Here is a 25,591-nt window from a genome sequence, read left to right on the forward strand (position 1 = left end):
CATGACCGGGCGCGAGGGGATGCGGGCCGAACCCCGGCCCGACAGGGGCGGCGATGCCCGCCCGGCCCGGCAGATCCGTGCGGCGGCGGAACACGAGGCGCAGGATGCCGCCCTGCAGTCCGCCCCCCGGCTTGGCCCCGCCCCGCAGGGCCTGCGCGACGACGCCACGCTGGCGGGCTTCGGCCGCGCGCTGCCGCCCGCCCTGCGCATGGCCGAGGAACGCAGGCTCGGGCTCGACCTGTCGGCGGTTCGGCTGCACGACGATGCCGCGGCCGGGGATGCGCTGGCCGACCATGGCGCGCGCGCGCTGGCGCGGGGGCAGGAGATTGCCCTCCTCCCCGCCGATGCCCGCGCCGACACGCCCGACACCGCCCGCCTGCTGCGCCACGAGATCGGCCATGTCGCCCAGCAGTCCCGCCCCGGCGCCGCCCCGATGATCCAGCGCGAGGGGGGCGAAGGCCGCGGCATCGGCCGCAGCCCGCCCGACGCGCCCTTCGTGACCGTGGAGGGCACCGGGGTCGAGGATGACCACGCGCTTTTCGCCCGCGACAGCGCCGACCTGACACCCGCCGCCCGGTCTGCGCTGGCGGCGGCGGCCGAGGGGCGGACGGGCGAGATCGTGGTGCACATCCACGGCTATGCCAGCCTTGAAGGCGACGACACCTACAACCGCAACCTGTCGGCGCACCGGGCGGTGGCGATCCGCGATGCGCTGGCGCCGCTGCTGCCTGAGGGCACCCGGTTCACCCTTTACGCCCATGGCGAGACCGACGCCTTCGGTGAACCGGCCAGAAACCGCCGCGCCGGGGTGGATTTCATCACCCCCGAGGAAGGCGGGCTGACACTCTCGGGCCCGCTGTCGCTGTTCCCGCGTCCCCGGCCATGGGCGCGCCTGCTCGACCCCGGCGCGCTGGTCCTGAACCTCGACCTGCCGGACCTGCAATCGCCGCGCGTGCCGCTGCCCGGCGACCTGACGCCCGCCGACCTTGGCCTGACGCCGGAAGGCGACCCCGGCTACGGCCCCCGCCGCCCGCCGCAGCCGACGAACCTGTGGGTCCAGCCGCCCCCGATCTGGCCGCGCGGCTATGATTTCACCGAGACGGCGCAGGGCTTTGCCATCCGCGGCGTGCCGCTGACTCTTGGCCATGCCGACGACATCTCGACGCATTTCGAATTCTGGCGGCTGCGGTTCTTCCAGCTTGGCCTGCCCGCCGATCTGGCCGACCAGGCGGCGCAGATGGGCACCGACATCATGGTGGGCACCCACCTGTCGAACAACCACCCCTTCCGCCACGAAGAACTTGACCGGCAGTTCGGCACCGAACCGCCGCCCAGTTTCACCATCCTGAACGAAACCCGGATGATGAAGATTTTCGACACCGTAAGCGGCTGGTTCAAGAAGGAGAGTGACAAATGACCGGGTTGACCCGATCGCCCCGCATCCTCAAGGGCGGCCTCGTGCTGATGGACCGCGACAGCGGCGAGATCCTGCGCACCATCGTGCTGCAATACAACCCCGAGATGCTGACCCGCAGCCTGACGATCCGTGGCGCGGGCGACGACAGCGACCCGGTCGAGGCGCTGCGCCTGGCCGGCCCGCCGGTCGAGACCATCAGCCTTGAAGCGGTGCTCGACGCCGCCGACGGGCTTGAAACCCGGGATGCCACGGTGGCGGCGCACGGCGTTGCCGCCGATCTGGCGGCGATCGAAACCGTGCTGTCGCCCACCGTCGCGCAACTCGCGGCACAGGATGCGCTGGCGGGGCGCGGCGCCATCGAGGTGCTGCCCGCCATCAGCCCGCTGGTGCTGTTCGTCTGGGGTGCCAAGCGCATCGTGGCGGTGCGGATCACCGAATGTTCAGTGAAGGAGGAAGCCTTCGACCCCGACCTGAACCCGATCCGCGCCCGGATCACGCTGGGAATGCGGGCGCTGACGGTCAACGACCTGGCCTACGGGTCGCGCGGCGGCGGGGTCAGCCTGGTGCAGCTGCAACTGAAGGAAACCCTGTCGCGCAAGGCGACCGGCGGCGGGCTGGCCGCCCTTGGCGCAGAGGAGAGCTTTTGATGAGCCTCGGAAAATTCGGCCCCTCCAGCCGCTACCTCAACACCCCGATCGCCAGCCGCACCGGGCCGGACGGCCAACCGCTGCGCTACCTGCGCCGCCGCCTGATGCCCGACCCGAAGGCCGAGCCGCTGGGCTTCCACCCCGTCAGCGACGGCGACCGGATCGACCGGATCGCCGCGCGCACGCTGGGCGACCCGCTGCTGTGGTGGCGGCTGGCCGACACCAACCTGGCACTCGACCCGGCCGACCTGACCGCCACGGTCGGGCGCAGCCTGCGCATCGCGGTCGAGGCCGACCCGCCACCGCCGCAACCCGAGGACGGATCGCCATGATCGAGGGCGTGACCCTGCAACTGCTGATCGGCGCCGTGATGGCCGAGCCCGCGCCCCGCGCGGTGATCGAGGCGCTGACGGATGTGCAGGTCACGCTGAACGACACCGGCTCCAGCGGCTTCCAGCTTTCGTTCCAGGCCGGGCGCACCTCGCCCCTGCTGACCGAGCTTTACCCTTCTGCCTATTTCGACCCGCCGCGCCGGGTGATGCTGGTGGTGACGATGAACGGCCGCCAGACCGTGCTGATCGACGGGGTGATCACCCGGCACGAGCTTTCGGTTTCCTCCACCCCCGGGGCCAGCACGCTGACCATCACCGGGTCGGACCTGTCCGAGATGATGAACCGGATCGACTTTTCCGGCCTGCCCTGGCCGATGCCGCCCGAGGCGCGGGTGGCGATCATGGTGGCGAAATACGCCATGTACGGCATCATCCCGATGGTGGTGCCCTCGGTTCTGATCGCGCAGCCCAACCCGCTGGAACGCATCCCCAAGCAGCGCGGCACCGATCTGGCCTATATCCGCAGGCTGGCGGCGCAGGTCGGCTATGTGTTCTACGTCGCCCCCGGCCCGCAGCCGGGGATGAGCCATGCCTACTGGGGCCCGCAGATCAAGGTCGGGGAGGTGCAGCCTGCCCTCAGCGTCAACATCGACGGCGCCAGCAACATCGACGCGCTGACCCTGTCGTTCGACGGGCTGCAGAAATCGGTGTTCATCTTCTACATCCAGGAAGAAAACTCCAAGTTCCCGATCCTGATCCCGGTGCCCGACATCGGCCTGCTGAACCCGCCGCTGGGGCCGCGCCAGCCGGTGCCGCTCAGCTTCACCAACCTCGGCAACCTCGCGCCGCAGGGTGACGACCCCAGTTCGGCCAAGTTCGACATCATGACGGCGGCGATGCGCGGGCTGGCCCAGGCGGCCGAGCGGGCCGACGTGATCTCGGGCTCGGGCAGTCTCGACGTGGCGCGCTATGGCCGGATGCTGAAGCCGCGCGCGCTGGTCGGGGTGCGCGGGTCGGGGCCATCCTACGACGGGGTCTATTATGTGAAATCGGTCACCTCGACCATCCAGCCCGGCAGCTTCAAGCAAAGCTTCCGGCTGACCCGCAACGCATTCGAATCCTTCACCCAGGAGATCCCGGCATGAGCGAGGGCGAGGAACGCCGCTTCCATGGCAAGTTTCGCGGCACGGTGCTGAACAACATCGATCCGATGCAGAAGGGGCGGCTGCTGTTGCAGGTGGCCGATGTCGATGCGCTGCTGCCGACCACCTGGGCGATGCCCTGCTTCCCCTTCGCGGGTCGGCAATGCGGCATGTGGGCCCTGCCGCAGATCGGCGCCGGAGTCTGGGTGGAATTCGAGCAGGGCGACCCCGACTACCCGATCTGGGTCGGGGGCTGGTATGGCAACGCGGGCGAGGTTCCGGCGCTGGCGCTGACCGCCGCCCCCGCCCTGCCCGCCGTGGTGCTGCAAACGCAGGGCCAGACCACCCTGATGCTTTCCGACACGCCCGGCCCGACCGGGGGCATCCTGCTCAAGACGCTGACCGGGGCCTTCATCTCGATCAACGACATCGGCATCACCATCAGCAACGGCAAGGGGGCGATCATCACCATGACCGGCCCGACCGTGACGGTGAACGCCGGTGCGCTGGTCGTGACCTGAGAGGGGGGGACGCGATGCCGGGGCCCATCTTCCACGTCGGCGCGACCGCCATCTGCCCCCACGGCGGGCAGGTCACCACCATTTCCTCCAACGCGCGGGTGCTGGTGTCGGGGATGCCCGCCGCCACCATTGCCGACACCTCGATGGTGGCGGGCTGCGCCTTCCAGCTGCCCGCCGGGCCGACGCCCAGCCCCTGCCTGCGCGTGCAATGGCTGGTGCCTGCGGTGCGGGTCACGGTGATGGGCCAGCCGGTGCTGCTGCAAACCTCGCCCAGCCTGTGCCTCAGCCCGGCGCAACTGCCGCAGGGGCCGGTCAACGTGCTGGTCAATCAGCCAAGGGTGATCGCGACATGACCGACATTGCCTTTCCATTCGACATCGACAGCGGCGGCCAGACCGCCACCGCCGACCCGCGCCGCCACCTGCGCGACCTGATCGAGCAGATCCTCTGCACCACGCCGGGCGAACGGGTGATGCGCCCGACGTTCGGCGCGGGCATCGCGGCGCTGGTCTTCGCGCCTTCGGGCAATGCGCTGGCGGCGGCGCTGGAAACCTCGGTCCATGCCGCGCTGCAACAGGGGCTGGGCGGCCGGGCGCTGATCACCGGCGTCGAGGTCGGCGCCGAGGGCGGCACGCTGCGCGTCGAGGTCCGCTACCGCGGCGGCACCCAGGCCGAAGAGTCGATCACGCTGGAGGTGCAGACATGACGCTGTCTTCCGCCACCCTTGCCCGGCAGCGGGCCGACCGCATCCGCGCGGTGCGCGCGACCGACACGGTGAACGGCATCGACTTCGTCGAGGTTGCCAGCGCCGACCAGCGCACGCTCGATCTGACCTTCGTCCACCCCCTGCCCGGCCAGGCGGGCGAGGTGCCGGCCGGGATGGACCCGCTTGGCCCCGCGCAGATCCGCCTCACGGGCGGGGTGCGGGTGACCGGGATCACCGCCCTTACCGCCACCGCCAACGGGCGCGTGCTGCGGGTGGTGGTCGACCGGGCGGGCGACTTTTCGCCCTACGAACTGGCGCTGGTCGCCGCCCCCGGCAGCGACGCCCCGCCACCCGGCATCGACCCGGTGCTGGCGCGCATCACCGTGAACTTCAAGGTTTCCTGCCCGTCCGATCTCGATTGCCTGCCGGGCAGCGCCACGCCGCCCCCCGCCCCCACCATCCCGATCGACTACCTCGCCCGCGACTGGCCCAGCTTCCGCCGCGCCATGCTCGACCGGATGTCGGCCACCGCCCCCGGCTGGAAGGAACGCAGCCCCGCCGACCTGATGGTGACCCTGGTCGAGGCGCTGGCCTTCGAGGCCGACCGGCTGGCCTACATGCAGGACGCCGTCGCGGCCGAGGCTTACCCCGGCACCGCCCGCCGCCGCACCTCGCTGCGCCGCCACGCGCGGCTGCTGGATTACGAGGTGCACGAAGGCTGCAACGCCCGCACCTGGGTCGCGCTGACCGTGACGCCCGGCAGCGACGCCGACGGCGCGGTGCTGCCCGAAGGCACGATGGTGGCGGCGCTGGGGCGCGACGCCGATCCGGTGGTGACACCCGACGACGCGCCCGAGCGGCTGGGCGGCGCGGTGGTGTTCGAGACCATGGCCGCCATTGCCCTGTCGGCCCCGCGCAGCACGCTGGTGCCCTACGACTGGTCGGGGGCGGTGCCGGTTCTGCCGCAGGGCGCGACGGCCGCCACCTTCCTGCGCCCCGCCGGGCTGGTGCTGGCGCCGGGCGACGTGCTGATCCTTGAGGAAACCGCCGATCCCGAAACCGGCATCGCCGCCCGGCGCGACCTTTCGCGCCGCGCCGCCGTCCGGCTGACCGAGGTGCTGGCGGGCACCGACCCGCTTGATGCCACGCCGATCCTGACGGTGGCCTGGCACCGCGACGACGCGCTGCCCTTCGATCTGACCCTGACCGCCGAGGCGCTGGTGGGCGGGCTGCCCACGGTGGTGGCCACCGCGCAGGGCCTTGGCAACGTGGTGCTGGCCGACGAGGGGCAAAGCCTGCCCGGCACCCCCGGCGTCAGCCTAACGATGCCCGACGGTGCGCGCCCCTTCCGCCCCCGGCTCGACCGCGAGGACATCGTGTTCGCCGTGCCGCACGACCCCGCGCTTGCCCGCGCCGAACCCGCCCGCACCCAGCTTGCACAAGACCCCCGCCGCGCCCTGCCCGCCGTGCTGCTGACCGGGCCGGGCGAGGTCTGGCGGCCGCGCCGCAGCCTGCTGGGCGCCGACCGCTTCGCCCGCGAGTTCGTGGTCGAACCCGAACCGGGGCAGCCCGCCACCCTGCGCTTCGGCGACGACATCGCGGGCCGCGCCCCGTCTGTCGGCACCAGCCTCACGGCGGCGCTGCGGCGGGGCGGCGGGGTGCGCGGCAACCTCGGGGCCGACAGCCTGACCAGCCTCGTCACGCCGCTGGCCGGCATCACCGCCGTGCGCAACCCCCTGCCCGCCAGCGGCGGCACCGCCCCCGAAAGCGCCGAGGAGATCCGCCGCTACGCACCGCAGGCGTTCCGCACCCAGGCCCGCGCCGTCACCCCCGCCGACTGGGTGCAGCAGGCCGAGGCCTTCCCCGGCGTCGCCCGCGCCCGGGTCGACCTGCGCTGGACCGGCAGCTGGTATACCGTCTTCGTCACCATCGACCGCGAGGGCGGCGGGCCGGTGCGCGGCGACCCGGCCTTTGCCGCCGCCCTGCTGGACCACCTCGACCGCTTCCGGGTGGCGGGATACGACCTTGATCTGCGCGACCCGGTCTACCTGCCGCTCGACATCACCCTGCTGGTCTGCCTCGCCCCCGGCTATGTCGCGGGCGACCTGCGCGGGCGGCTGGCCGAGGTGTTCTCGTCCGGCTATCAGCCGGGCGGGCAGCGCGGCCTGTTCCACCCCGACACGCTGACCTTCGGCGACCCGCTGTATCTTTCCCGCGTCTATGCGGCCGCCCTTGGCATCGACGGGGTGGCCAGCGTCCGCGCCACCGTCTTTCACCCCCGCGGCCGCGCGGCGGCAGGCGAGATCGCGGCCGGGGTGGTCCGACCCGGCCCCACCGCCATCCTGCGCTGCGACAGCGACCCCAACCGCCCCGAAAACGGCTTCATCGCCTTCGACGTGAGGGAAACGACATGAGCCTTGACGACGCCCCCGGCTGTGCCCATGGCGGGCGGGCACCCCGCCCCCGCAACCGCCCCGGCCTGACCGAAGTGGCCTACGGCACCGGCACCCAGCCGGAACTGCTGGCGGCGATGCTGGATGCCCTGTCGCGCGACCCCAACCTTTCGCGCCTGACCACCCGCGCCCTGTCCGACCCCGCCATCTCGCTGATCGACGCCTGGGCGATGGTGCTCGACATCCTGTCGTTCTATCAGGCCCGCATCGCCAACGAGGGCTGGCTGCGCACCGCGACCGAGCGCCGGTCGGTGATGGAACTGGCCCGAATGGTCGGCTACGAGCTGAACCCCGGCGTGGCGGCCAGCACATGGCTCGCCTTCACCGTGCAGGCGCAACCGGCGGGGGGCGAGGTCTATCCGATGCCGCGCGGCATGAAGGTGCAGTCGATCCCCGGCCCGGGCGAGACGTCGCAACTGTTTGAAACCTCGGCCGAACTGGCCGCCCGCCCGACGCTGAACGCGCTGCGCCCGCGCCAGACCGCGCCGCAGGTGGTGGGGCGGCGCACCACGTCGCTGTGGCTGGCGGGCACCCAGACCAACCTCGCGCCGGGCGACCCGATCCTGCTGGTGGGGCCGACAAGGGCCGCCGATCCGGGGTCCGAACGCTGGGACATGCGCGTGGTGACCGAAGTGCTGGCCGACCCGGTCGCGGGGCGCACGCGGGTCAGCTGGCGCGACGATCTGGGCCACACCAGCCCGGTTACCGAACCGGCCGAAACGCCCGAAGCCTACGCCTTCGGCCTGCGCGCCAGCCTGTTCGGCCACAACGCCCCCGACTACCGCGTGATGCCCGAAAGCGTGCAGACGGCCTTCCCCCCCTCGCCGGCCGACGACAACGAATGGGACGGTTTCGCGATCGCCAGCCCCACCCAGCGCCGCATTGACCTTGACCGCGACCATGACGCAATCCTGCCGGAAAGCTGGCTCGTGCTGGAACAGGGCGGCCTGCGCGAGCTTTACCGGGTGGAACAGGCCGAAACCGCCGCCAGGGCCGATTTCACCCTGACCGGCCGGGTGACGCGGCTGACGCTCGACACCGACGAAAGCCTGGCCAAGTTCGGCCTGCGCGGCACCGTGGTCCATGCCGTCTCGCGCCCGCTGCCGCGCGCCGAGGCGCCGCTGGAAACCCCGCTGACGGGCGACGCCATCACGCTAGACGGCCCCGGCGACGATCTGGTGCCCGGTCAGTCGCTGATCCTGCGCGGCCGCCTGCTGACGCAGATGCAGGTGGCGCCGCGCGGCCATGTCTTCCGGCAGGGCGCGGGCGAGGTCGCGGCGCTGGACCCGCCGCTGACCTTCCTGCCCGATGGCGGGGTGTCGGAGGTGCTGGCCCCCGCCACCGCCCTGACCGTGCTCGGCCCGCCCGGGATCGACGCGGCGGGCGTCACGATCTGGCCGCTGGCCCACCCCGACGGCCGGGCAGGCACCGTGCGCGGCGCGGCGGGGCGTGACCTGCTGCCGCTGCCGCCCCAGCCGCCGGAAGACGCCTTCGCCCCGCCCGACGAGGCGCTGTATACCAGCGAACACGCCGTGATCCGGCGGATCGACCTGGCCGGGGGGCTTGCCACGCTGGTGCTGGAAACCCCGCTCGCCGGGGTTTACTGGCGCCCCTCGGTCACGCTGAACGGCAATGTCGTGGCCGCGACCCATGGCGCCACGCGGGTCGAACTGACCTCGGCGCTGACGGGCGAGACCTTCACCGAAACGCTGGGCTCGGGCGACGGGGCCCAGGGGATGCAAAGTTTCCGCCTCAGCCAGAAACCCCTGACGCACACCCAGGCCGCCACCCCGTCCGGCGGAAAGTCCAGCCTGACCGTGCGCGTGGACGGGCTGGCCTGGACCGAGGTGCCCACCCTTTACGGCCAGCCCGCCGATGCCCGGGTCTATGCCACCCGGCCGGGGGCGGACGGCCATCGGCGGGTGATGTTTGGCGATGGCCGCTTCGGCGCGCGGCTGCCCGCCGGGCAGGGCAACGTGGTGGCGACCTACCGGATCGGCATCGGCCTTGCCGGGCAGGTGCGCGCCGGGCAGCTGACCCTGCCGCTTGACCAGCCGCTGGGCTTGCGCTCGGTGGTCAACCCTCTGCCCGCCACCGGCGCGCAGGACCCCGAGGCGGTCGAGGATGCCCGCCACAACGCCCCCCTCACCGTGCTGACCCTTGACCGGATCGTCTCGGTCCGCGATTTCGAGGATTTCGCACGCGCCTTCGCGGGCATCGGCATGGCGCAGGCGACGCCGATCTGGTCGGGCGAACGGCAGGTGGTCCACATCACCGCCACCGGGGCCGATGGCGGGGTGCTCGACCCGGACGGCACCACCCTTGCCAATCTGCGCGACGCGATCGACTGCGCCCGCCACGCCGAACGCCCGGTGGTGGTGGCGGGCCATGCCGAACGGCGCTTCGGCCTGACGCTGCGTGCGGCGGTCACGCCGGGGATGCAGCCCGCCCCCGTGCTGGCGGCGCTGCGTGCCGCATTGCTGGCGCGCTACGGCAGCGACGGGCAGGCGTTGGCGCAAGGGGTAGAAGCCAGCCGGGTGATCGCCGAGGCGCAGGGTGTGGCCGGGGTGCTGGCGGTGATCCTCGCCGATCTTGACGGCCAGCCCCCCGCCACCACCACCCGGCTGCTGTCGCGTCGCGCCCGCTGGTCGGCCGCCGACGCCGCCTTCCTGCCGGCCGAACTGCTTCTGATCGACCGCGACCGCCTTGTCATCGAGGAGATCGAGCCATGACCGACCTTGACGCCGCCCGCCGCGACGCGCTTTTCGCCCTGCTGCCCGCCATCCACCGCCAGCGCGACGATGAACGGGCGGGCCTGTCGCCGCCGCCCCCGGGCACCGAGGCGACCGGCCCGCTGCGCGCCCTGCTGGGGGTGCTGGCAACCGAAGGCGGCCGGGTGGAAGATGACATCCGCGCCCTGCTCGACGACTGGTTCATCGAGACCTGCGCCGACTGGGTGGTGCCCTACATCGGCGACCTGCTGGGCGTGCGGGGGCTGCGAGACATTGCCACCCCCGGCTTTTCGCGCCGCGCGCTGGTGGCCAACACCCTGTCCTACCGGCGCGGCAAGGGTGTGGCGCGGGTGATTGAACAACTGGCGCAGGATGCAACCGGCTGGCGCGCGGTGGCGCGCGAGATGTTCCTGCAACTGGGCGGCACCCAGCATGTCAACCACCTGCGCCCCGACGCGCGCACCGCCGACCTGCACCGCAGCGCGGTGTTCGACCCGCCGCAACGCCCCTTCGGCACCATGGCGCACCGCATCGACGTGCGCTCGGTGGCGCTGGGGCGCGGCCGGTTCAACATTCCGCATGTCGCGGTGTTCCTGTGGCGGTTGCAGGCTTATGCGCTGGCGCGGGCCGAACCGGCCCCCGGCGGCCCCTCCGACGGCTTTGTGACGGGCTTGGCCGGAACCGATGCGCCGCTGTTCAACCCACCGCGTTCCGACGCCGGAACCGCCGACCGGTCCGACCTGCGCTCGGTGCCGGGGCCGCTGCGCCGCCGCGCCCTGCATGACGAGCTTGAGGCCCGCCGTCAGGCGCTGGCCGAGGGCCGCCCCCTGCCCCGCCTGTGGTTCGACGAACGGCCCGAGGCGCTGAGCCCGGCGGTCCTGACGCTGGAGCTTGACGGCGTGGCCGTGCCGCCCGAACGGCTGGAGGTCTGCGATCTGGCAAGCTGGCGCCAGCCCGCAGACAGCCGCGACTACACCGTGGCGCAACCCGACGGCAGCACCGTCACCGTGCCCCTGCCGATCGAGGCCGCGATCGACCCGCAGCTTGGCCGCCTGCGCCTTGCCCCGGCGCGGGCGGGCGCCTCGGTGCGGCTGACCCACGCCTACGGCTTTCCCGGCGACATCGGGGCCGGCCCCTACAACCGCCGCGCCGCGCTGGAACCCTTGCTGGCCGAACGCCCGGTCACCTTCGCGGCCGGGGTGGCGCGCGAGGCGCAAAGCCCCTCGGCAGGCACGCATCTGACCCTGGCCGATGCGCTGGCCGCGTGGCGCGCCGAGCCGCCCGGCAGCTTCGGCGTCATCGCGCTGATGGACAGCGGCCGCCACGGCGGCGACCTGACCGGCGCCGACGCGATCACCGTGCCGGAAGGCTCGCGCCTGCTGATCCTGGGCGCAGGCTGGCCCGCCCTGCCCGACCCGGATGGACCGCCCGGCAGCCTGATCCGCCAGCCCGGGGTCATCGAACCGGCCGCGGTCCTGCCCCGCATCCTCGGCGCGGTCGAGGTGCAGGGCACCGCTCCGGCAGGCAGCGAGACGCCGGGCGAGCTGATCCTTGACGGGCTGCTGCTGGAACAGGGGCTGAGCGTGCTTGACGGCCACCTCGGGCGGCTGAGCCTTGATCATCTGACCCTGCGCCCCGGCGGGCCGGGCGTCGGCGTGGCAGCGGGCAACCCCGACCTCGTGCTGACCGCCCACCGCTCCATCCTCGCGGCGCTGGACCTGCCGGTGCCGCTTGCCGGGCTGCGCCTGACCGACTGCATCGTCGATGCCCGCCCCGACGCCATCTCCGCGCCGCAAGCCATGCTGGAAATCTGCGACAGCACGGTGCTGGGCACCACCACCTGCCTCGGGCTGGAGGCGAGCGGGGTGATCTTCGCAGGCCCCGTCACCGTCACGCGGCTGCAGACCGGCTGCGTGCGCTATTCGTCGCTGGGGGCGGGGTCAATCACGCCGCGCCGCTTTCGTTGCCAGCCGCAACTCGCGCTGGAAGGCGCCGCCCCGGCCGAGTTGCCCGCGATCGAGGCCCGCCTGCGCCCGGCCTTCACCGCCGAAACCTTCGGCCAGCCCGGCTATGCCCAGCTTGCCGTGACCTGCGCGCCCGAGATCCTGCGCGGCGGCGAGGACGGCGACGAGATGGGCGCCTGGCGCTTCCTGCACCAGCCCCAGCGCCTGTCGAACCTGCGCAACCTGCTGCCCGACTACCTGCCCTTCGGACTGGAGGCAGGCCTGTTTTTCGAAACCTGATCCCCGCGCCGCACCGGGCCGGGCCAACCCATTGAACGGGGGCCGTGATGAAGACCGATCTTTCCCGCAACACCTTTGATCCCGCCAAGCGCTACTCCTCGGTCCGGCGCAAGCAGGGCGCAATGGACGTGGATGCCGACTGGAACGAGGAAATCGACATCCTCGCCCGGCGCGAGGCCTTGACGGTGGGCGATATCGTCGGCCCGGCCGGTGCCCCCGAAGGGGCCGACGGCTTCCGCCTCGTGGCCACGGCCGCCGGGCTTACCCCGGACGAGGCCGCCCGCCCCGGCAACGCCCCGGTGCCGGGGCCCGTCGCGGGCGACGTGCTGCTGACGGCGGGGCGGGCCTATGTTCAGGGCCTGCTGGTCGAGAACCCCGCGATCACCACGCTGGCCACCCAGCCCGACCTGCCGGGGGCCGGGGTGCTGCCCGGGCCGGGGGTGCATCTGGCCTATCTCGATGTCTGGGAACGCAGCGTGACCAGCCTGGAAGACCCCGCGATCCGCGAGGTGGCCCTTGGCGGCCCCGACACCGCCACCCGCACCCGGCGCGTCTGGCAGGTCCGCACCGTGCGGGTGGGCGACAGTGGCACCGCGCTGACCTGCGGTGACAGCCTTGCCGCCTATGATGCCGCCATCGCCCCGCCCACCGGCCGCCTGGCCGCCCGGGCAGAACCCGACGCCGCAGCCTCGGGCCCCTGCGCCGTGCCGGAGGAGGCGGGCTACCGCAGCCTGGAAAACCAGCTTTACCGGGTCGAATGCCGCCGTGCGGGCAACCGGGCCACCGCGCGCTTCGTGTGGTCGCGCGAGAACGGATCGGTGGTGACGGGCTGGATCGGCCAGAACGGGCCGGAGCTGACGGTCAGCAGCCCGGGGCCGGACCGGGCGCACGGCTTTGCCAACGGCGACTGGGTGGAACTGATCGACGCTGGCCGCGAGCTGCGCGCCGAACCCGGCACGCTGGTGCGGGTGCTGACGGTGCGCGGCGACGTGCTGGTGATCGACCCGGCCACCGCCGACGGGCCGACCGCCTTCGCCCAGTTTCCCGTGCAGCCCCGCATCCGGCGCTGGGATGGCGACGGGGCCTTCGCCGCCAATGGCGACGCCTGGGTGGGGCTGGAACAGGGGGTGCAGGTGCGGTTCGAGGCGGGCACCTTCCGGGTCGGTGACTACTGGATGTTCCCGGCCCGCACCAACACCGCAGATATCGAGTGGCCGCGCGACGGCGGCGGCCTGCCGCTGGCACAGGCCCCGATGGGCATCGCGCACGCCTACGCCCGGCTTGCCCTGCTCGACTTCAACGGGGCCACGGTCACCGCCACCGACTGCCGCGCGCTGTTTCCGCCGCTGACCGGGCTGACCCAGATCGACTATGTCGGCGGCGACGGACAAGAGGCGATGCCCGACCTGACGCAACCCGCAGCGGGCGTCAACCTGCCCGAACCCCTGCAGGTCGCGGTGTCGCGCGGGTCCACCCCGGTCGCGGGGGCGCGGGTGCGCTTTACCGTCACCTCCGGGGGGGGCCGGGTCAACGGCGCCGCCACCAGCGACGTGATCACCGATGCCGCAGGGCTGGCCACCGCGGCGTGGCGGCTGGGCACCGTGGGCCAGGCCCAACGGGCAGAGGCGCGGCTCATCTTCCCGCCGGCCAGCCCGCGCCATGTGCCGGTGCGGTTTTCGGCCGGCTTTTCCACCGCGGCGCAGGTCGCGTTCGACCCCGCCTCCGCCTGCCCCGAACTGGCCGAAGCCCGCACCGTGCAGCGCGCCATCGAGATCCTGTGCCTGAACAGCGGCGGGGCCGAACCGGGCTTCAATATCGTCAAGATGACCTGGGCGGCCAACGGTCAGCCCTACGACCATGACGGCACCATCGACCTCGACACGATGATGGGCGGGCTCATTCTCAGTTGCGACGACATCGTCGATCCGCTCAGCGTGCTGGAACGCCCGGTGGTCTTCGTCTCGGTGCTGGGCCGGTCGGGGTCGGTTGACGCCCGCGCCGCCCTGGGCCGCTACCGCCTGCAAGCCAAGCTGGAGGTCGCGCAGGAAGCGATCATCTGGCGGCCCATGCCTGAAATCGCCGAGTTCACCGGGCGGCTGCTCGAAGGGCTGGAACGCCCGCTGTTCGAACTGACCGTGCGCGGCGGCAACATCCGTGCCGCCAGCCCGGCCGAGGACGGCACGCCGCGCTGGCTCGATGCCGAGGGGCTGGAACACCCCGGCGCCCGCATCCTGCCCACCGGCGACCGGCGCCACGGCGGCACGCTGGTCAGCTGGTTCTGGCTGGGCAGGCAGCCGTCGCCGGGCATCGGCTTTCTTGACGTGGCGCGCGGGCGCGGCGGGCTGCTGACCGGCCGGGTGGTCGAACTGGCCGACGGCAAGGGCATTCCGGGGCTGACGGTGACGACCGACACGCTGACCGGGGGGCCGGGCCGCACCGCCGCCACCGATGCCGACGGGGCGTTCAGCTTCGAGTCGGTCCCCGCCACGGCGCTGGTGCTGCGCACGGTGGCAGACGGGCGGCAGGCCGCCACAACCGTGCCGCCGCAGCGCCTGATCGCCAACCCGTTCCGGCCCACCGATTTCCGCACCGCCACGGTGACAGAGATACCGGGGCTGAACCGGGCGATGCTGGCGCGGCTGGCGCGGGCCAACCTCGACGTGCCCGCCATCGTCGCCAACCTCGACGCGCCAGAGCTTGCCCTGCGGCTGGGGGTCAGCGAGGATGTGGCGGCGGGGGTGCTGACCACTATCCGCGCGGCGGCGGTGCGGCCGGGCTGAGCCCGCTCAGTTCCCCGCGCTTTCCATCCTGCGCGCCGCGATCACGTCTTCCAGCCAGCCCAGCTTCATCTCGGGCACCGAAGACAGCAAGAGGTCGGTGTAATCGTCGAACGGCGGCGCCAGCACGTCGGATTTCTGGCCGTAGCGCACCACCTCGCCGCGATACATCACCGCGATCCGGTCCGCGATGGCGCGCACCGTGGCCAGATCGTGGGTGATGAACAGATAGGCCACCCCCTCCTGCGCCTGCAAGGCCAGCAACAGCTTCAGGATGCCGTCTGCCACCAGCGGGTCAAGCGCGCTGGTCACCTCGTCGCAGATGATCAGCCGGGGCTTGGCCGCCAGCGCGCGCGCGATGCAGACCCGCTGCTTCTGCCCGCCCGAAAGCTCTGCCGGATAGCGGTCGATGTAGCCCTTGCCCATCTCGATCTGCTCCAGCAGATCCTGCACCCGCGCCCGTTTCTCGGCACCCTTCAGCCCGAAATAGAACTCCAGCGGCCGCCCGATGATGGTGCCGACCGTCTGGCGCGGGTTCATCGCCACGTCGGCCATCTGGTAGATCATCTGGACCTCGCGCAGATCGTCCTTGGTGCGCTCTGCCAGCGCGGGCGAAAGGGTGCGCCCGGCAAAGGTGATCCGCCCCTTCGCGGCAGGCAGGAGCCCGGTGATCACCCGCGCCAGCGTCGATTTCCCCGAACCGCTTTCGCCCACCACCGCCAGCGTCTGCCCGGCGGGCAGATCGACGGTCACGTTCTTCAGCACGTCGAAGTTCGTCCCGCGATAGCGCGCCGTGACGTTGGCGACCGACAGCACCGGGGGCGCCTCGGGCTTTTCCTTGTGGTCGATCGAGCGCACCGAAACCAGTGCCTGCGTATACGCCTCGCGCGGAGCCTCGATGATCTGCTGCGTCGTGCCGTATTCCACCATCCGGCCCTGCCGCAGCACCATGATGTGGTCGGACACCTGCGCCACCACCGCAAGGTCGTGCGTGATGTAAAGCGCGGCCACCCCGGTATCGACGATCGCCTCCTTGATCGCGGCCAGCACCTCGATCTGCGTCGTGACATCCAGCGCCGTGGTCGGCTCGTCGAAGATCACCAGATCGGGTTTCGGGCACAGCGCCATCGCCGTCATCACCCGCTGCAACTGCCCGCCCGACACCTGATGCGGATAGCGCCGCCCGATCCTTTCCGGCTGCGGCAGGCCAAGCTTGCCAAACAGCATCACCGCCCGCGCTTCCGCCTCGTCGCGCGACGACAGGCCGTGGGTCAGGGTGGTCTCGATCACCTGCTCCATCAACTGCCGCGCCGGGTTGAAGGCGGCGGCGGCCGATTGCGCCACATAGGTCACCTCGCGCCCGCGCAGTGCCCGCAGCCCCCCGGCCCCGCCCTGCAGGATGTCGCGCCCGTTCAGCCAGACCTGCCCGCCGCTGATCCGCGCCCCGCCGCGCCCGTAGGCCAGCGCCGACAGCCCTATGGTCGATTTTCCCGCCCCGGATTCGCCGATCAGCCCCAGCACCCGGCCCTTTTCCAGCACGAAGGACACGTCATCGACCAGCGTCACCACGCGGGGCGCCTCGCCCGGCGGGTAGGACGTGGCCTCGATCACCAGATTGCGCACGTCGAGAAGCACCTCAGCCACCACGGCCCCCTTTCAGGCTGGTGGTGCGGTTCAGCACCCAGTCAGCCACCAGATTGACCGAGATTGCCAGCGTCGCGATGGCAAAGGCCGGGATCAGCGCGGCGGGGATGCCGTAGACGATCCCCTCCTTGTTCTCCTTCACGATGCCGCCCCAGTCGGCCATTGGCGGCTGCACCCCAAGGCCAAGGAAGCTCAGCGTCGAGATGAACAGCACCATGAAGATGAAGCGCAGCCCCATTTCCGCCACCAGCGGCGACAGGGCGTTGGGCAATATCTCGCGAAAGATGATCCAGCCCTGCCGCTCGCCGCGCAGCCGGGCAGCCTCGACGAAATCCATCACCGTGATGTCCACCGCGACGGCCCGGCTCAGCCGGAACACCCGCGTCGAGTCCAGCAGCCCCATCACCAGGATCAGCACCGGCAGCGTGACCGGCATCACCGAAAGCACCACCAGCGCAAAGATCAGCGACGGGATCGACATCACCAGATCGACCGTGCGCGACAGCACCTGATCGACCCAGCCGCCCCTGACCGCCGCCAGAAACCCCAGCACCGACCCCAGCGCGAAGGACAGCAGCGTGCCCGCCGTGGCGACAAGGATCGTGGTCTGCCCGCCCCAGATCATCCGCGACAAGAGATCCCGCCCGATGCTGTCGGTGCCCAGGGGGTGCGCCCAGCTCCACGGCTCCCAGCTGTCGCCGACAATCTCGGCCATGCCGTAGGGCGCGATCACGCCCGCAAAGATCGCCGACAGGAAATAGGCGGCAGTGAAGATCAGCCCGATCAGCGCGGCCAGCGGGATTCGGCTCATTTCGGGTGCCTGAGTCGCGGATTGGCAAGGATCGACACCACGTCGGCCACGATGTTCAGCCCGATGTAGACGGCGGCGAACACAAGGCCACAGGCCTGCACGACCGGCACGTCGCGCTTGGCGACATGATCGACCAGATACTGCCCCATGCCGGGATAGACGAACACCACCTCGACCACCACGACGCCCACCACCAGATAGGCGAGGTTCAGCATCACCACGTTGACCACCGGCGCCACCGCATTGGGAAAGGCATGGCGCGCGATCACCGCGAAGGGGCGCAGGCCCTTCAGTTCGGCCGTCTCGATATAGGCCGACTGCATCACGTTCAGAATGGCGGCGCGCGTCATCCGCATCATGTGGCCCAAGACCACCAGCACCAGCACCAGAACCGGCAGCGATATGGCGTAAAGCTTCTCGCCAAGGCTCATCCCGTCATAGACGGTCGCGAGCGACGGCAGCAGCCGGAACTTCACCGACAGGAAATACACAAGGATGTAGCCCAGCAGGAACTCGGGCACCGAAACCGTTGCCAGCGTCACCGTCGAAATCACCTTGTCGGGCCAGCGGTCGCGGTAGCGCACCGCGATCAGCCCCAGCAAAATCGCCAGCGGCACCGAGATCACCGCCGCCCAGAAGGCAAGGAACAGCGTGTTGCCCAGCCGCTTGCCCATGGCCTCGGCAATGTCCTGCCCGTTGGTCAGCGCGCGCCCCAGATCGCCCTGCAACACCGCGCCCAGCCAGTTGAAATAGCGCGTCACCGGCGGGTCGTTCAGCCCCAGCTCGGCGCGCAGGTTCGCCAGCGACACCGGCGTGGCCGACTGGCCGAGGATGCTTTGCGCCACGTCGCCCGGCAGGATCTGGGTGCCGACGAAGATCAGCACCGATACCGCGAACAGCAGCACGAGGCCCAGCGCAATGCGCTGGACCACCAGGATCAGGACGGGGTGACCCATCCGGCTCACGCCATCCAGGTCTTGGACGAGGCGTAGCCGCCCATCATCTCGTAGTTGGCGTCCTCGATCCAGCCGGCGATCCCGTCGGAATGGGCGTCGATGAAGTCGTTGAACATCGGGCAGATCGTGCCGCCATCCTCGTGCACGATGGCCGCGATCTTGCCGTAAAGCGCCTTGCGGGCCTCCTCGTCGGTTTCGGACCGCGCCTCAAGGATCAGCGCATCCAGTTCTGGGTTGCTGTATTTCGTGTCGTTCCAGTCGGCGGTGGACATGTAGGCGGTGGACCACATCTGGTCCTGCACCGGCCGCCCGCCCCAGTAGCTGGCGCAGAACGGCTTGACGTTCCACACGTCCGACCAGTAGCCGTCATCGGGCACCCGCTGGATTTCCAGCGGAATCCCGGCCTTGGCCGCCGATTGCTGGAAAAGCGCCGCCGCATCGACTGCGCCCGGAAACGCCGTGTCTGCGACCAGCAGCACGATGGGGCTGTCGTCGTGGCCCGAGGCCTTGTAGTGTTCGGCCGCCTTCTCGACGCTGAACGCGCGCTGCGGCAGGGTCTCGTCGAACAGCGGATAGGCCGCGTTCACCGGGATGTCGTTGCCGATTCCGCCGAAACCGTCGAGGATCTTTTCGACCATCTCCTGCCGGTCGATGGCATGTTTGAGCGCCAGCCGCAGATCCTTGTTGTCGAACGGCGCGGTGTTGGTGTGCATGATGAAGACATAATGCCCGCGCCCCGACACGTTCTTGACCTGCACGCCGGGCGAGCGTGCCAGCAGTTTCGCCACCTTCGGGTCGATCCGGTTGATCATCTGGACCTGCCCCGACTGCAACGCCGAGGTTCGGGCCGTGGCGTCGTTGATCACGAAGATCTCGACGGCGTCATAGTGGCCGCGCGTGGTGTCCCAGTCGTCGGGGTTCTTCTCGAAGGCATAGCGCACGCCCGCCTCGGCGCTGACCAGCCTGTAGGGGCCGGTGCCGATCCCGGCATTGGGGGCATCCACGCCGCCTCCCGGCTGCACGATCAGGTGATAATCCGACAGAAGGTAGGGCAGGTCGGCATTGCCCGCCGACAGGGTGAAGACCACGTTGCCGCCATCGGCCCTGATGTCGGTGATGCCCTGCATGATGCCCAGCGCGCCCGACTTGGAATTGGCGTCGGAATGGCGCCTGAAGGTCGCCACCACGTCATCGACCGTCATCACGCTGCCGTCATGGAACCGCACGCCCTCGCGGATCTTGAAGGTCCAGACCGTGCCATCCTCGTTGGCGCTGGCCGATTCCGCCAGCCGCGGCTCGATCTCGCCATCGGGTGACACGTCGACGATTGTATCGCCCCACTGCCGCCCGACCGAGAACGGCACCGGGCTGTCCGCGAGGCCCGGGTCCATCGTGTCGGTGGTCTCGCCGCCGCCCAGGCCCATCTTCAGCGTGCCGCCCTTTTTCGGCTCTTGCGCGCGTGCGCCCGATGCCAGCAGCGATGTCCCCACCGCCGCCGCAACCCCGAAGGCCACCGTGCGGTTGAGGAAGGCGCGACGGCTGATGCGGCTGGCGTCGATCCGGCTGATCAGCCGGGCAAGATCGTCGGTCATGCAAGTCTCCCTGGTGGTTTTGTTGATTGTTGAGTCAACCATGGCCCAAGGCATGCCGTTTCGGAAACGTTTTTTCGGCTCCGCGCTGTCGTTTTTCACTCAGCAATGGTCGCGCGGAACCTGTTCCTCGAAGGTGCGGGCAAAGACCAGGTTGCCGCCTTCCCAGGCCTCAAGCTCTGCCACAAAGTGGAAGGACTCGGCGGTGGCGTGCATTTCGGCCCGCGCTTCGGTGCGCACCGACCAGTCGCCGCGCGAAAGCCTCTGCCCCCAAAGGCAGACCCCGCTGGCCGACAGCGGGTCATCGGGATGCACCGACCAGCGTTCCTCCATCCGCTCGCACGTGACCAGCCCGTGATCCAGGTTTTCCACCACGTCGCCCTGATCCTCCACCACCAGCGCCATCGCCCCCGTCAGCAGGTCGTGCTCGATCCGCCGCGCGACATGGCCCTTGCGCAGCACGGCATGGCGCCACGGCGGCGCGGTTTCGGGCAGCGGCGGCTCCCACCCCGCCGCCCCGCCTTGATGCACCGGCAATTCCAGCACGCCCGACACCAGCGTCAGCCGCGCCGCCTCGGGGCTGGGCCACAGGAACGGCCAGTAGGTCGTCGAAAGCGCCAGCCGCAGCCGGTGCCCCGGCGCCAGCCGGTAGGCCGTCTGGTCCAGCGTCAGGCTGATTGCCATCTCCTGCCCCACCGGCACCGCGCCCGGTTCCGCCATGCTGTCGCGGTGCGCGAGGTTCAGCATCCCGTGGCTGATCCGCACCGACGCCCCGTCCGGCGCCACATCACAGAGCCGCGCCACCAGCACCGCTTTCGGCCGGTCGCACCGCAGCCGCAGCCGCAGCACCGCCGCCCCCAGCAGCTCGACCGGCCCCTCCTGCACCGCGCCATCGAAACACACCGACAGCGCATCGTCCGCCGCCTGATCGCCCGGCATCTCGGCGTTCAGCCCCATCGGGAAGAACTCGCCCGCGTGCAACCCCAGATGCTGCGGCGTGGCGACCACCACCCCCAGCGCGCCCCCTTCCCCGCCCAGCACGCCCCCCGGCGACAGCGGCCAGACCTGCACCGCCCCCAGCGGGTCGGGCCAGTCCGTCGCCACCCAATGCCCCGCCCGGTGCACCGCACTGGCGTCAGGCGCCTGCGCATGAAGCATGTAAACCCGCATCGCCGGGTCATCCTCCACCCCGTTGTCGATGCCCTTCAGCCAATGGTCCCACCAGCGCAGCGCGACCTGCAGGAACCCGATCTGCGGCCCCGGAAAGGCCGAATGCGGATACTGGTGACCCCAGGGCCCGACGATCCCCTGCACCGGCGCCGCCAGATTGCGCACGAGGTGATCGACCGTGTTCATGTAGTTGTCGGCCCAGCCCCCAACCGAAAGCACCGCCGACCTGATCGCCGGATAGTCCTCGCAGACCGAGCCGTGCCGCCAATAGGCGTCGCGCGCCTGATGCGAGGCCCAGCGCGGCGCCAGAAACGGCTCCGCCTCCAGCCGCGCCAGCCAGTCGGCGCGCCAGTCCGGCCGCAACGCCGGATCGGCCGGGCGCGAGGAATAGGACAGCATCACCGCCCCCCAGCCCAGATTCTCGTTCAGCAGGCACCCGCCCTTGAAATGGATGTCGTCGGCAAAGCGGTCGGTGGTCGAACAGACCGAGATCACCGCCGTCAGCGCCGGCGGCGCCAGCCCCGCCACCTGCAGGCAGTTGAACCCGCCCCAGCTTTTGCCCATCATCCCCACCACCCCCGAACACCAGGGCTGCGCCGCGATCCAGGCGATGACCTCGACGCCGTCCGCCAGTTCCTGCGGCGTGTATTCGTCGGTCAGGATGCCCCCGCTGTCGCCGCAGCCCCGCATGTCGACGCGCAGGCAGGCATAGCCGTGCCCCGCAACATAAGGGTGCATCAGCTCGTCTCGCGGCAGCGTGCCGTCGCGCTTGCGGTAGGGAATGTATTCCAGCACCGCAGGCACCGGGCAGGTGTCTGCATCCGCAGGCATCCAGACCCGCGCCGACAGGCGGCAGCCGTCCGACAGCACGATCCCCATGTCAGGATCCTCGCGCAGGGCATGGGGAAATTCGGTGATGACGGTCATGGGGAACTCCTCGGCGCCGCAGCGCGGGTGGCGCGGTGGCGCGGATGGCTGAAAGCGGTCGCGCCCGGAACAGACGGCGGCCGTGGCCCGCGCGCAGGCTGCCCCGCACCGCCCCGGCGCAAAGGACCGCAACCATGACCCAAGGCCCCAACATCCTGATCCTGATGGTGGATCAGCTGAACGGCACCCTGTTTCCCGATGGCCCGGCCGACTGGCTGCATGCACCCAACCTCAGGGCGCTGGCGGCGCGCTCGGTCCGCTTCGCCAATGCCTATACCGCCAGCCCGCTCTGTGCGCCGGCGCGGGCCAGCTTCATGTCGGGCCAGTTGCCGCAGCGCACGCGGGTCTACGACAACGCCGCCGAGTTCGCCTCCGATATCCCGACCTATGCCCACCACCTGCGCCGCGCGGGCTGGCAGACGGCGCTTTCCGGCAAGATGCACTTCGTCGGCCCCGACCAGATGCACGGCTTTGAACAACGCCTGACCACCGACATCTACCCCGCCGATTTCGGCTGGACCCCCGATTACCGCAAACCCGGCGAGCGGATCGACTGGTGGTATCACAACCTCGGCTCGGTCACCGGCGCGGGCGTGGCCGAAATCACCTACCAGCTGGAATACGACGACGACGTGGCGCATCAGGCAACGCAAAAGCTCTACGACCTGTCGCGCGGCGCCGATGCCCGCCCGTGGTGCCTGACCGTCAGCTTCACCCACCCGCACGACCCCTTCGTGGCCCGGCGCAAATACTGGGATCTCTACGAGAACAGCCCGCACCTCGCCGCCCCCGAGCCGATCGCCTACGAGGATCAGGACCCCCATTCCCGGCGCCTGATGGACGCCTGCGACTTCCGCGCCACCGAGATCACGCCCGAGATGATCGCCCGCGCCCGCCAGGGCTACTTCGCCAACATCAGCTATGTCGATGACAGGATCGGCGAGATTCTCGCCACCCTCGCCGCGACCCGGCAAGAGGCGGTGGTGGTGTTCCTGTCGGACCATGGCGAGATGCTGGGCGAACGCGGGCTGTGGTTCAAGATGAACTTCTTCGAAGGCTCCGCCCGCGTGCCGCTGATGCTCGCCGCCCCCGGACTCAAACCCCGGCGCGAGGATACGCCGGTCTCCACCATCGACCTCTTGCCGACGCTTTGCGACGTGGCAGGAATCTCTATGGCCGAGATCCTGCCCTGGACCGACGGCCAGTCGCTGCTGCCGCTGGCGCAGGGCACCCCCCGCAGCGAACCCGTCGCGATGGAATACGCCGCCGAGGGCTCGGTGACCCCGCTGGTCTGCCTGCGCGACGGCCGCTGGAAATACACCCGCTGCCTGGCCGACCCCGACCTGCTGCACGACCTCGAGACCGACCCCCACGAACGCCAGAACCTCGCCGCCAATCCGGCCCATGCCGACACCCTCGCCCGCCTGCGCACCGCCTCGCTCGCCCGCTGGGACCTGCCGCGCTACGACGCCGCCGTGCGCGAAAGCCAGGCCCGCCGCTGGGTGGTCTACCCTGCCCTGCGCAACGGAAGCTACTACCCGTGGGACTACCAGCCGCTGCAGAAGGCGTCGGAACGCTACATGCGCAACCACATGGACCTGAACGTGCTGGAAGACTCCAAACGCTTCCCGCGCGGCGAATAGCCCCGCATCCTGCACCGCCTTACCCGGCATCACCGGCGGTCTTGGGTATTTTTTCCAAGAAGAAGCCGAAAGAACAGAACTTTCAGGTTCTTCTTGGTCCAAATACCCACTTCCGCACCCGTCGCGCGCACAGGCGCCAACCGCCCCGGAGCGGCGGGCGGCCGCCGGGCCCAAGCCATTCCGGCGGGCTCGATGCCCGGCGGAATGGCGCGCCCTTCCGGGATCAGCGGTGGTCCTCCAGCACAAGCGCCGCCCCCTTCCAGCCCATCAGGATCGCCGGGGCATTGGTGTTGCCCGCAATAAGGTTGGGAAAGGCCGAGGCGTCGATCACCCGCAGCCCCGCCACGCCATGCACCCGCAACCGCGCATCCACCACGGATGACGCGGCCTCGGGCCCCATCCGGCAGGTGCAGGAGGGGTGATACACCGTGCCCGACCGGCGGCGGAAATCGTCGGTCAGGTCCTCGTCGGTCACCACCTGCGGGCCGGGGCGCAGTTCCTCGGCGATCAGCCCCGCCAACGGGGCCTGCGCCGCCAGATGCCGCAGGAATTTCACCGCCGCGAGCATCTCTGCCACATCGGCATCGGTCGAAAATGCATTCGCCACGATTGCCGGATGCTGCAGCGGGTCGGCGCTGCGGATGCGGATGTGCCCCCGGCTGGTCGGCCGGCAGTTCGAAAGCCCCAGCGACAGGCCGGGGAACGGGTCGGGCGTCAGGATCGGCCGCTCTCCCGCTTTTGGAAGCAGGGTGGAAAACGCCTGCATGTAAAGCTGCATGTTCGGGCGCGGCAGGTCCGGGCGGGTGCGGAAGAAACCGCCCGCGTGGTTGATGCTTTTCGCCAGCGGCCCGCCCCCGGCGAAGGCATAGTGCAACCCGGCCCGCAGCTTGCCCCACCACGGGCGCAGTTCGTCGTTGTAGGTCGGCACCGTCATGCGGAACGTGTAGTTGATGCCCTGATGGTCCGAGAGATGGCTCCCGACATTGGCATTGTCGCGCACCACCCCGATCCCCAGCCCCTGCAGCAGCGCCCCCGGCCCGATGCCCGACAGTTGCAGCAGCTGCGGCGAGGTCACCGCCCCCCCGGCCAGGATCACCTCGGCCCCCGCCCGCAGCGTCCTGACCTGCCCCCCCAGCCGGTATTCCACCCCCACGGCACGCGATCCCTCCATCAGAACCCGCGTCACCTGCGCCCCGGTGATCACCCGCAGGTTGGCCCGCTTCATTGCCGGGCGCAGAAAGGCCCGCGCCGCCGAGTTGCGCCGCGCCCCCTTGATGGTCATCTGGTAAAGCCCCGCCCCCTCCTGCTCCGCCCCGTTGAAATCGGGGTTGGGCGGCAGCCCTGCCGCCTCGCAGGCCGCCAGAAAGTCCGGCACCAGCGGGTGCAGCCCGCGACGGTTGGCCGAGACGAACAGCGGCCCGCCCTGCCCGCGCCACGCGTCACCGCCCGCCTCGGTGTCCTCGATGGCGCGATAGGCCTCCAGCACCTCGTCCCAGCCCCAGCCCGGATTGCCCGCCGCCGCCCAGTCGTCGTAATCCGTCCGGTGGCCGCGTATCCACACCATCGCGTTGATCGAGGACGACCCGCCCAAGAGCCGCCCCCTCGGCCAATGGTCGCGCTGCCCCGCCAGACCGGGGTCGGGCTCGGTGCGGTACATCCAGTTCACCGAAGGGTCGTAGAACAGCTTGCCATAGCCCAGCGGCAACTGGACATAGAAGCGCCGGTCGCTGCCGCCCGCCTCCAGCACCGTCACCCGGTGCCGACCCGAGGCGCTCAGCCGGTCGGCCAGCACGCAGCCCGCCGAACCCGCCCCCACGATGATGAAATCCGTCTCTTCGCCCACACCCGACCCCTGCCCTTTCAGGCCAGCCTAACGGGCGG

18 protein-coding genes are annotated in these 25,591 nt (G+C 70.7%); 12 read left to right on the forward strand and 6 right to left on the reverse strand.

Annotated elements, in window-relative coordinates:
- Window position 1 precedes the first annotated feature (1 nt).
- The 11 genes from RNZ50_03225 to RNZ50_03275 are packed head-to-tail and all read left to right on the forward strand — an operon-like array spanning window position 2 to window position 14,973.
- Window positions 2-1,417, forward strand: a complete 1,416-nt coding sequence (locus RNZ50_03225; GenBank protein ID MDT8854058.1) for a DUF4157 domain-containing protein — start codon at window positions 2-4, stop codon at window positions 1,415-1,417.
- Window positions 1,414-2,064, forward strand: a complete 651-nt coding sequence (locus RNZ50_03230) for a hypothetical protein (protein ID MDT8854059.1) — start codon at window positions 1,414-1,416, stop codon at window positions 2,062-2,064. Before RNZ50_03225 ends, RNZ50_03230 begins: the two co-directional genes overlap by 4 nt.
- Window positions 2,064-2,396, forward strand: coding sequence for a hypothetical protein (locus tag RNZ50_03235; protein ID MDT8854060.1), 333 nt, complete (start codon window positions 2,064-2,066; stop codon window positions 2,394-2,396). Before RNZ50_03230 ends, RNZ50_03235 begins: the two co-directional genes overlap by 1 nt.
- Window positions 2,393-3,541 (forward strand): hypothetical protein, encoded by a 1,149-nt coding sequence (locus tag RNZ50_03240; GenBank protein MDT8854061.1) that lies wholly within the window; start codon window positions 2,393-2,395, stop codon window positions 3,539-3,541. Before RNZ50_03235 ends, RNZ50_03240 begins: the two co-directional genes overlap by 4 nt.
- Window positions 3,538-4,059 (forward strand): phage baseplate assembly protein V, encoded by a 522-nt coding sequence (locus tag RNZ50_03245; GenBank protein MDT8854062.1) that lies wholly within the window; start codon window positions 3,538-3,540, stop codon window positions 4,057-4,059. Before RNZ50_03240 ends, RNZ50_03245 begins: the two co-directional genes overlap by 4 nt.
- A gap of 14 nt (window positions 4,060-4,073) precedes the next feature.
- On the forward strand, window positions 4,074-4,412 hold the full coding sequence (locus tag RNZ50_03250; protein ID MDT8854063.1) for a hypothetical protein: 339 nt from the start codon (window positions 4,074-4,076) through the stop codon (window positions 4,410-4,412).
- On the forward strand, window positions 4,409-4,765 hold the full coding sequence (locus RNZ50_03255) for a GPW/gp25 family protein (protein MDT8854064.1): 357 nt from the start codon (window positions 4,409-4,411) through the stop codon (window positions 4,763-4,765). The genes RNZ50_03250 and RNZ50_03255 overlap by 4 nt, the downstream gene beginning before the upstream one ends.
- The gene (locus tag RNZ50_03260) at window positions 4,762-7,179 is read left to right on the forward strand and encodes a putative baseplate assembly protein (GenBank protein MDT8854065.1); all 2,418 of its coding nucleotides are present in this window, start codon (window positions 4,762-4,764) and stop codon (window positions 7,177-7,179) included. The genes RNZ50_03255 and RNZ50_03260 overlap by 4 nt, the downstream gene beginning before the upstream one ends.
- Window positions 7,176-9,950, forward strand: a complete 2,775-nt coding sequence (locus RNZ50_03265) for a putative baseplate assembly protein (GenBank protein ID MDT8854066.1) — start codon at window positions 7,176-7,178, stop codon at window positions 9,948-9,950. Before RNZ50_03260 ends, RNZ50_03265 begins: the two co-directional genes overlap by 4 nt.
- On the forward strand, window positions 9,947-12,193 hold the full coding sequence (locus RNZ50_03270; GenBank protein MDT8854067.1) for a hypothetical protein: 2,247 nt from the start codon (window positions 9,947-9,949) through the stop codon (window positions 12,191-12,193). The genes RNZ50_03265 and RNZ50_03270 overlap by 4 nt, the downstream gene beginning before the upstream one ends.
- Window positions 12,194-12,240: 47 nt before the next feature.
- Complete coding sequence (locus RNZ50_03275) at window positions 12,241-14,973, forward strand: DUF6519 domain-containing protein (GenBank protein MDT8854068.1); 2,733 nt, start codon at window positions 12,241-12,243, stop codon at window positions 14,971-14,973.
- A gap of 6 nt (window positions 14,974-14,979) precedes the next feature.
- On the opposite strand, the gene RNZ50_03280 is transcribed toward RNZ50_03275, so the two are convergent.
- From RNZ50_03280 to RNZ50_03300, 5 genes are all read right to left on the reverse strand, one after another.
- Complete coding sequence (locus RNZ50_03280; GenBank protein MDT8854069.1) at window positions 14,980-16,614, reverse strand: ABC transporter ATP-binding protein; 1,635 nt, start codon at window positions 16,612-16,614, stop codon at window positions 14,980-14,982.
- Window positions 16,607-17,425, reverse strand: coding sequence for an ABC transporter permease (locus RNZ50_03285; GenBank protein ID MDT8854070.1), 819 nt, complete (start codon window positions 17,423-17,425; stop codon window positions 16,607-16,609). The genes RNZ50_03280 and RNZ50_03285 overlap by 8 nt, the downstream gene beginning before the upstream one ends.
- Window positions 17,422-18,381, reverse strand: coding sequence for an ABC transporter permease (locus tag RNZ50_03290; protein MDT8854071.1), 960 nt, complete (start codon window positions 18,379-18,381; stop codon window positions 17,422-17,424). Before RNZ50_03290 ends, RNZ50_03285 begins: the two co-directional genes overlap by 4 nt.
- 5 nt (window positions 18,382-18,386) lie before the next feature.
- Window positions 18,387-19,973 carry an ABC transporter substrate-binding protein gene (locus RNZ50_03295; protein MDT8854072.1) on the reverse strand — a complete coding sequence of 529 codons (1,587 nt, stop codon included), beginning with the start codon at window positions 19,971-19,973 and terminating at the stop codon, window positions 18,387-18,389.
- Between the two features lie 99 nt (window positions 19,974-20,072).
- On the reverse strand, window positions 20,073-22,067 hold the full coding sequence (locus RNZ50_03300; GenBank protein MDT8854073.1) for a CocE/NonD family hydrolase: 1,995 nt from the start codon (window positions 22,065-22,067) through the stop codon (window positions 20,073-20,075).
- A 134-nt stretch (window positions 22,068-22,201) separates the two neighbouring features.
- Between RNZ50_03300 and betC the strand changes: the two genes are divergently transcribed.
- Window positions 22,202-23,710: a choline-sulfatase gene (betC, locus tag RNZ50_03305; protein MDT8854074.1), complete on the forward strand. Its 1,509-nt coding sequence runs from the start codon at window positions 22,202-22,204 to the stop codon at window positions 23,708-23,710.
- Window positions 23,711-23,933: 223 nt separating this feature from the next.
- Here the strand turns inward: betC and RNZ50_03310 are convergent, their stop codons facing one another.
- Window positions 23,934-25,553: a GMC family oxidoreductase N-terminal domain-containing protein gene (locus tag RNZ50_03310; protein ID MDT8854075.1), complete on the reverse strand. Its 1,620-nt coding sequence runs from the start codon at window positions 25,551-25,553 to the stop codon at window positions 23,934-23,936.
- Window positions 25,554-25,591 lie beyond the last annotated feature (38 nt).

The organism is Paracoccaceae bacterium Fryx2 (genome assembly GCA_032334235.1).
Classification (GTDB): Bacteria; Pseudomonadota; Alphaproteobacteria; order Rhodobacterales; family Rhodobacteraceae; genus JAVSGI01.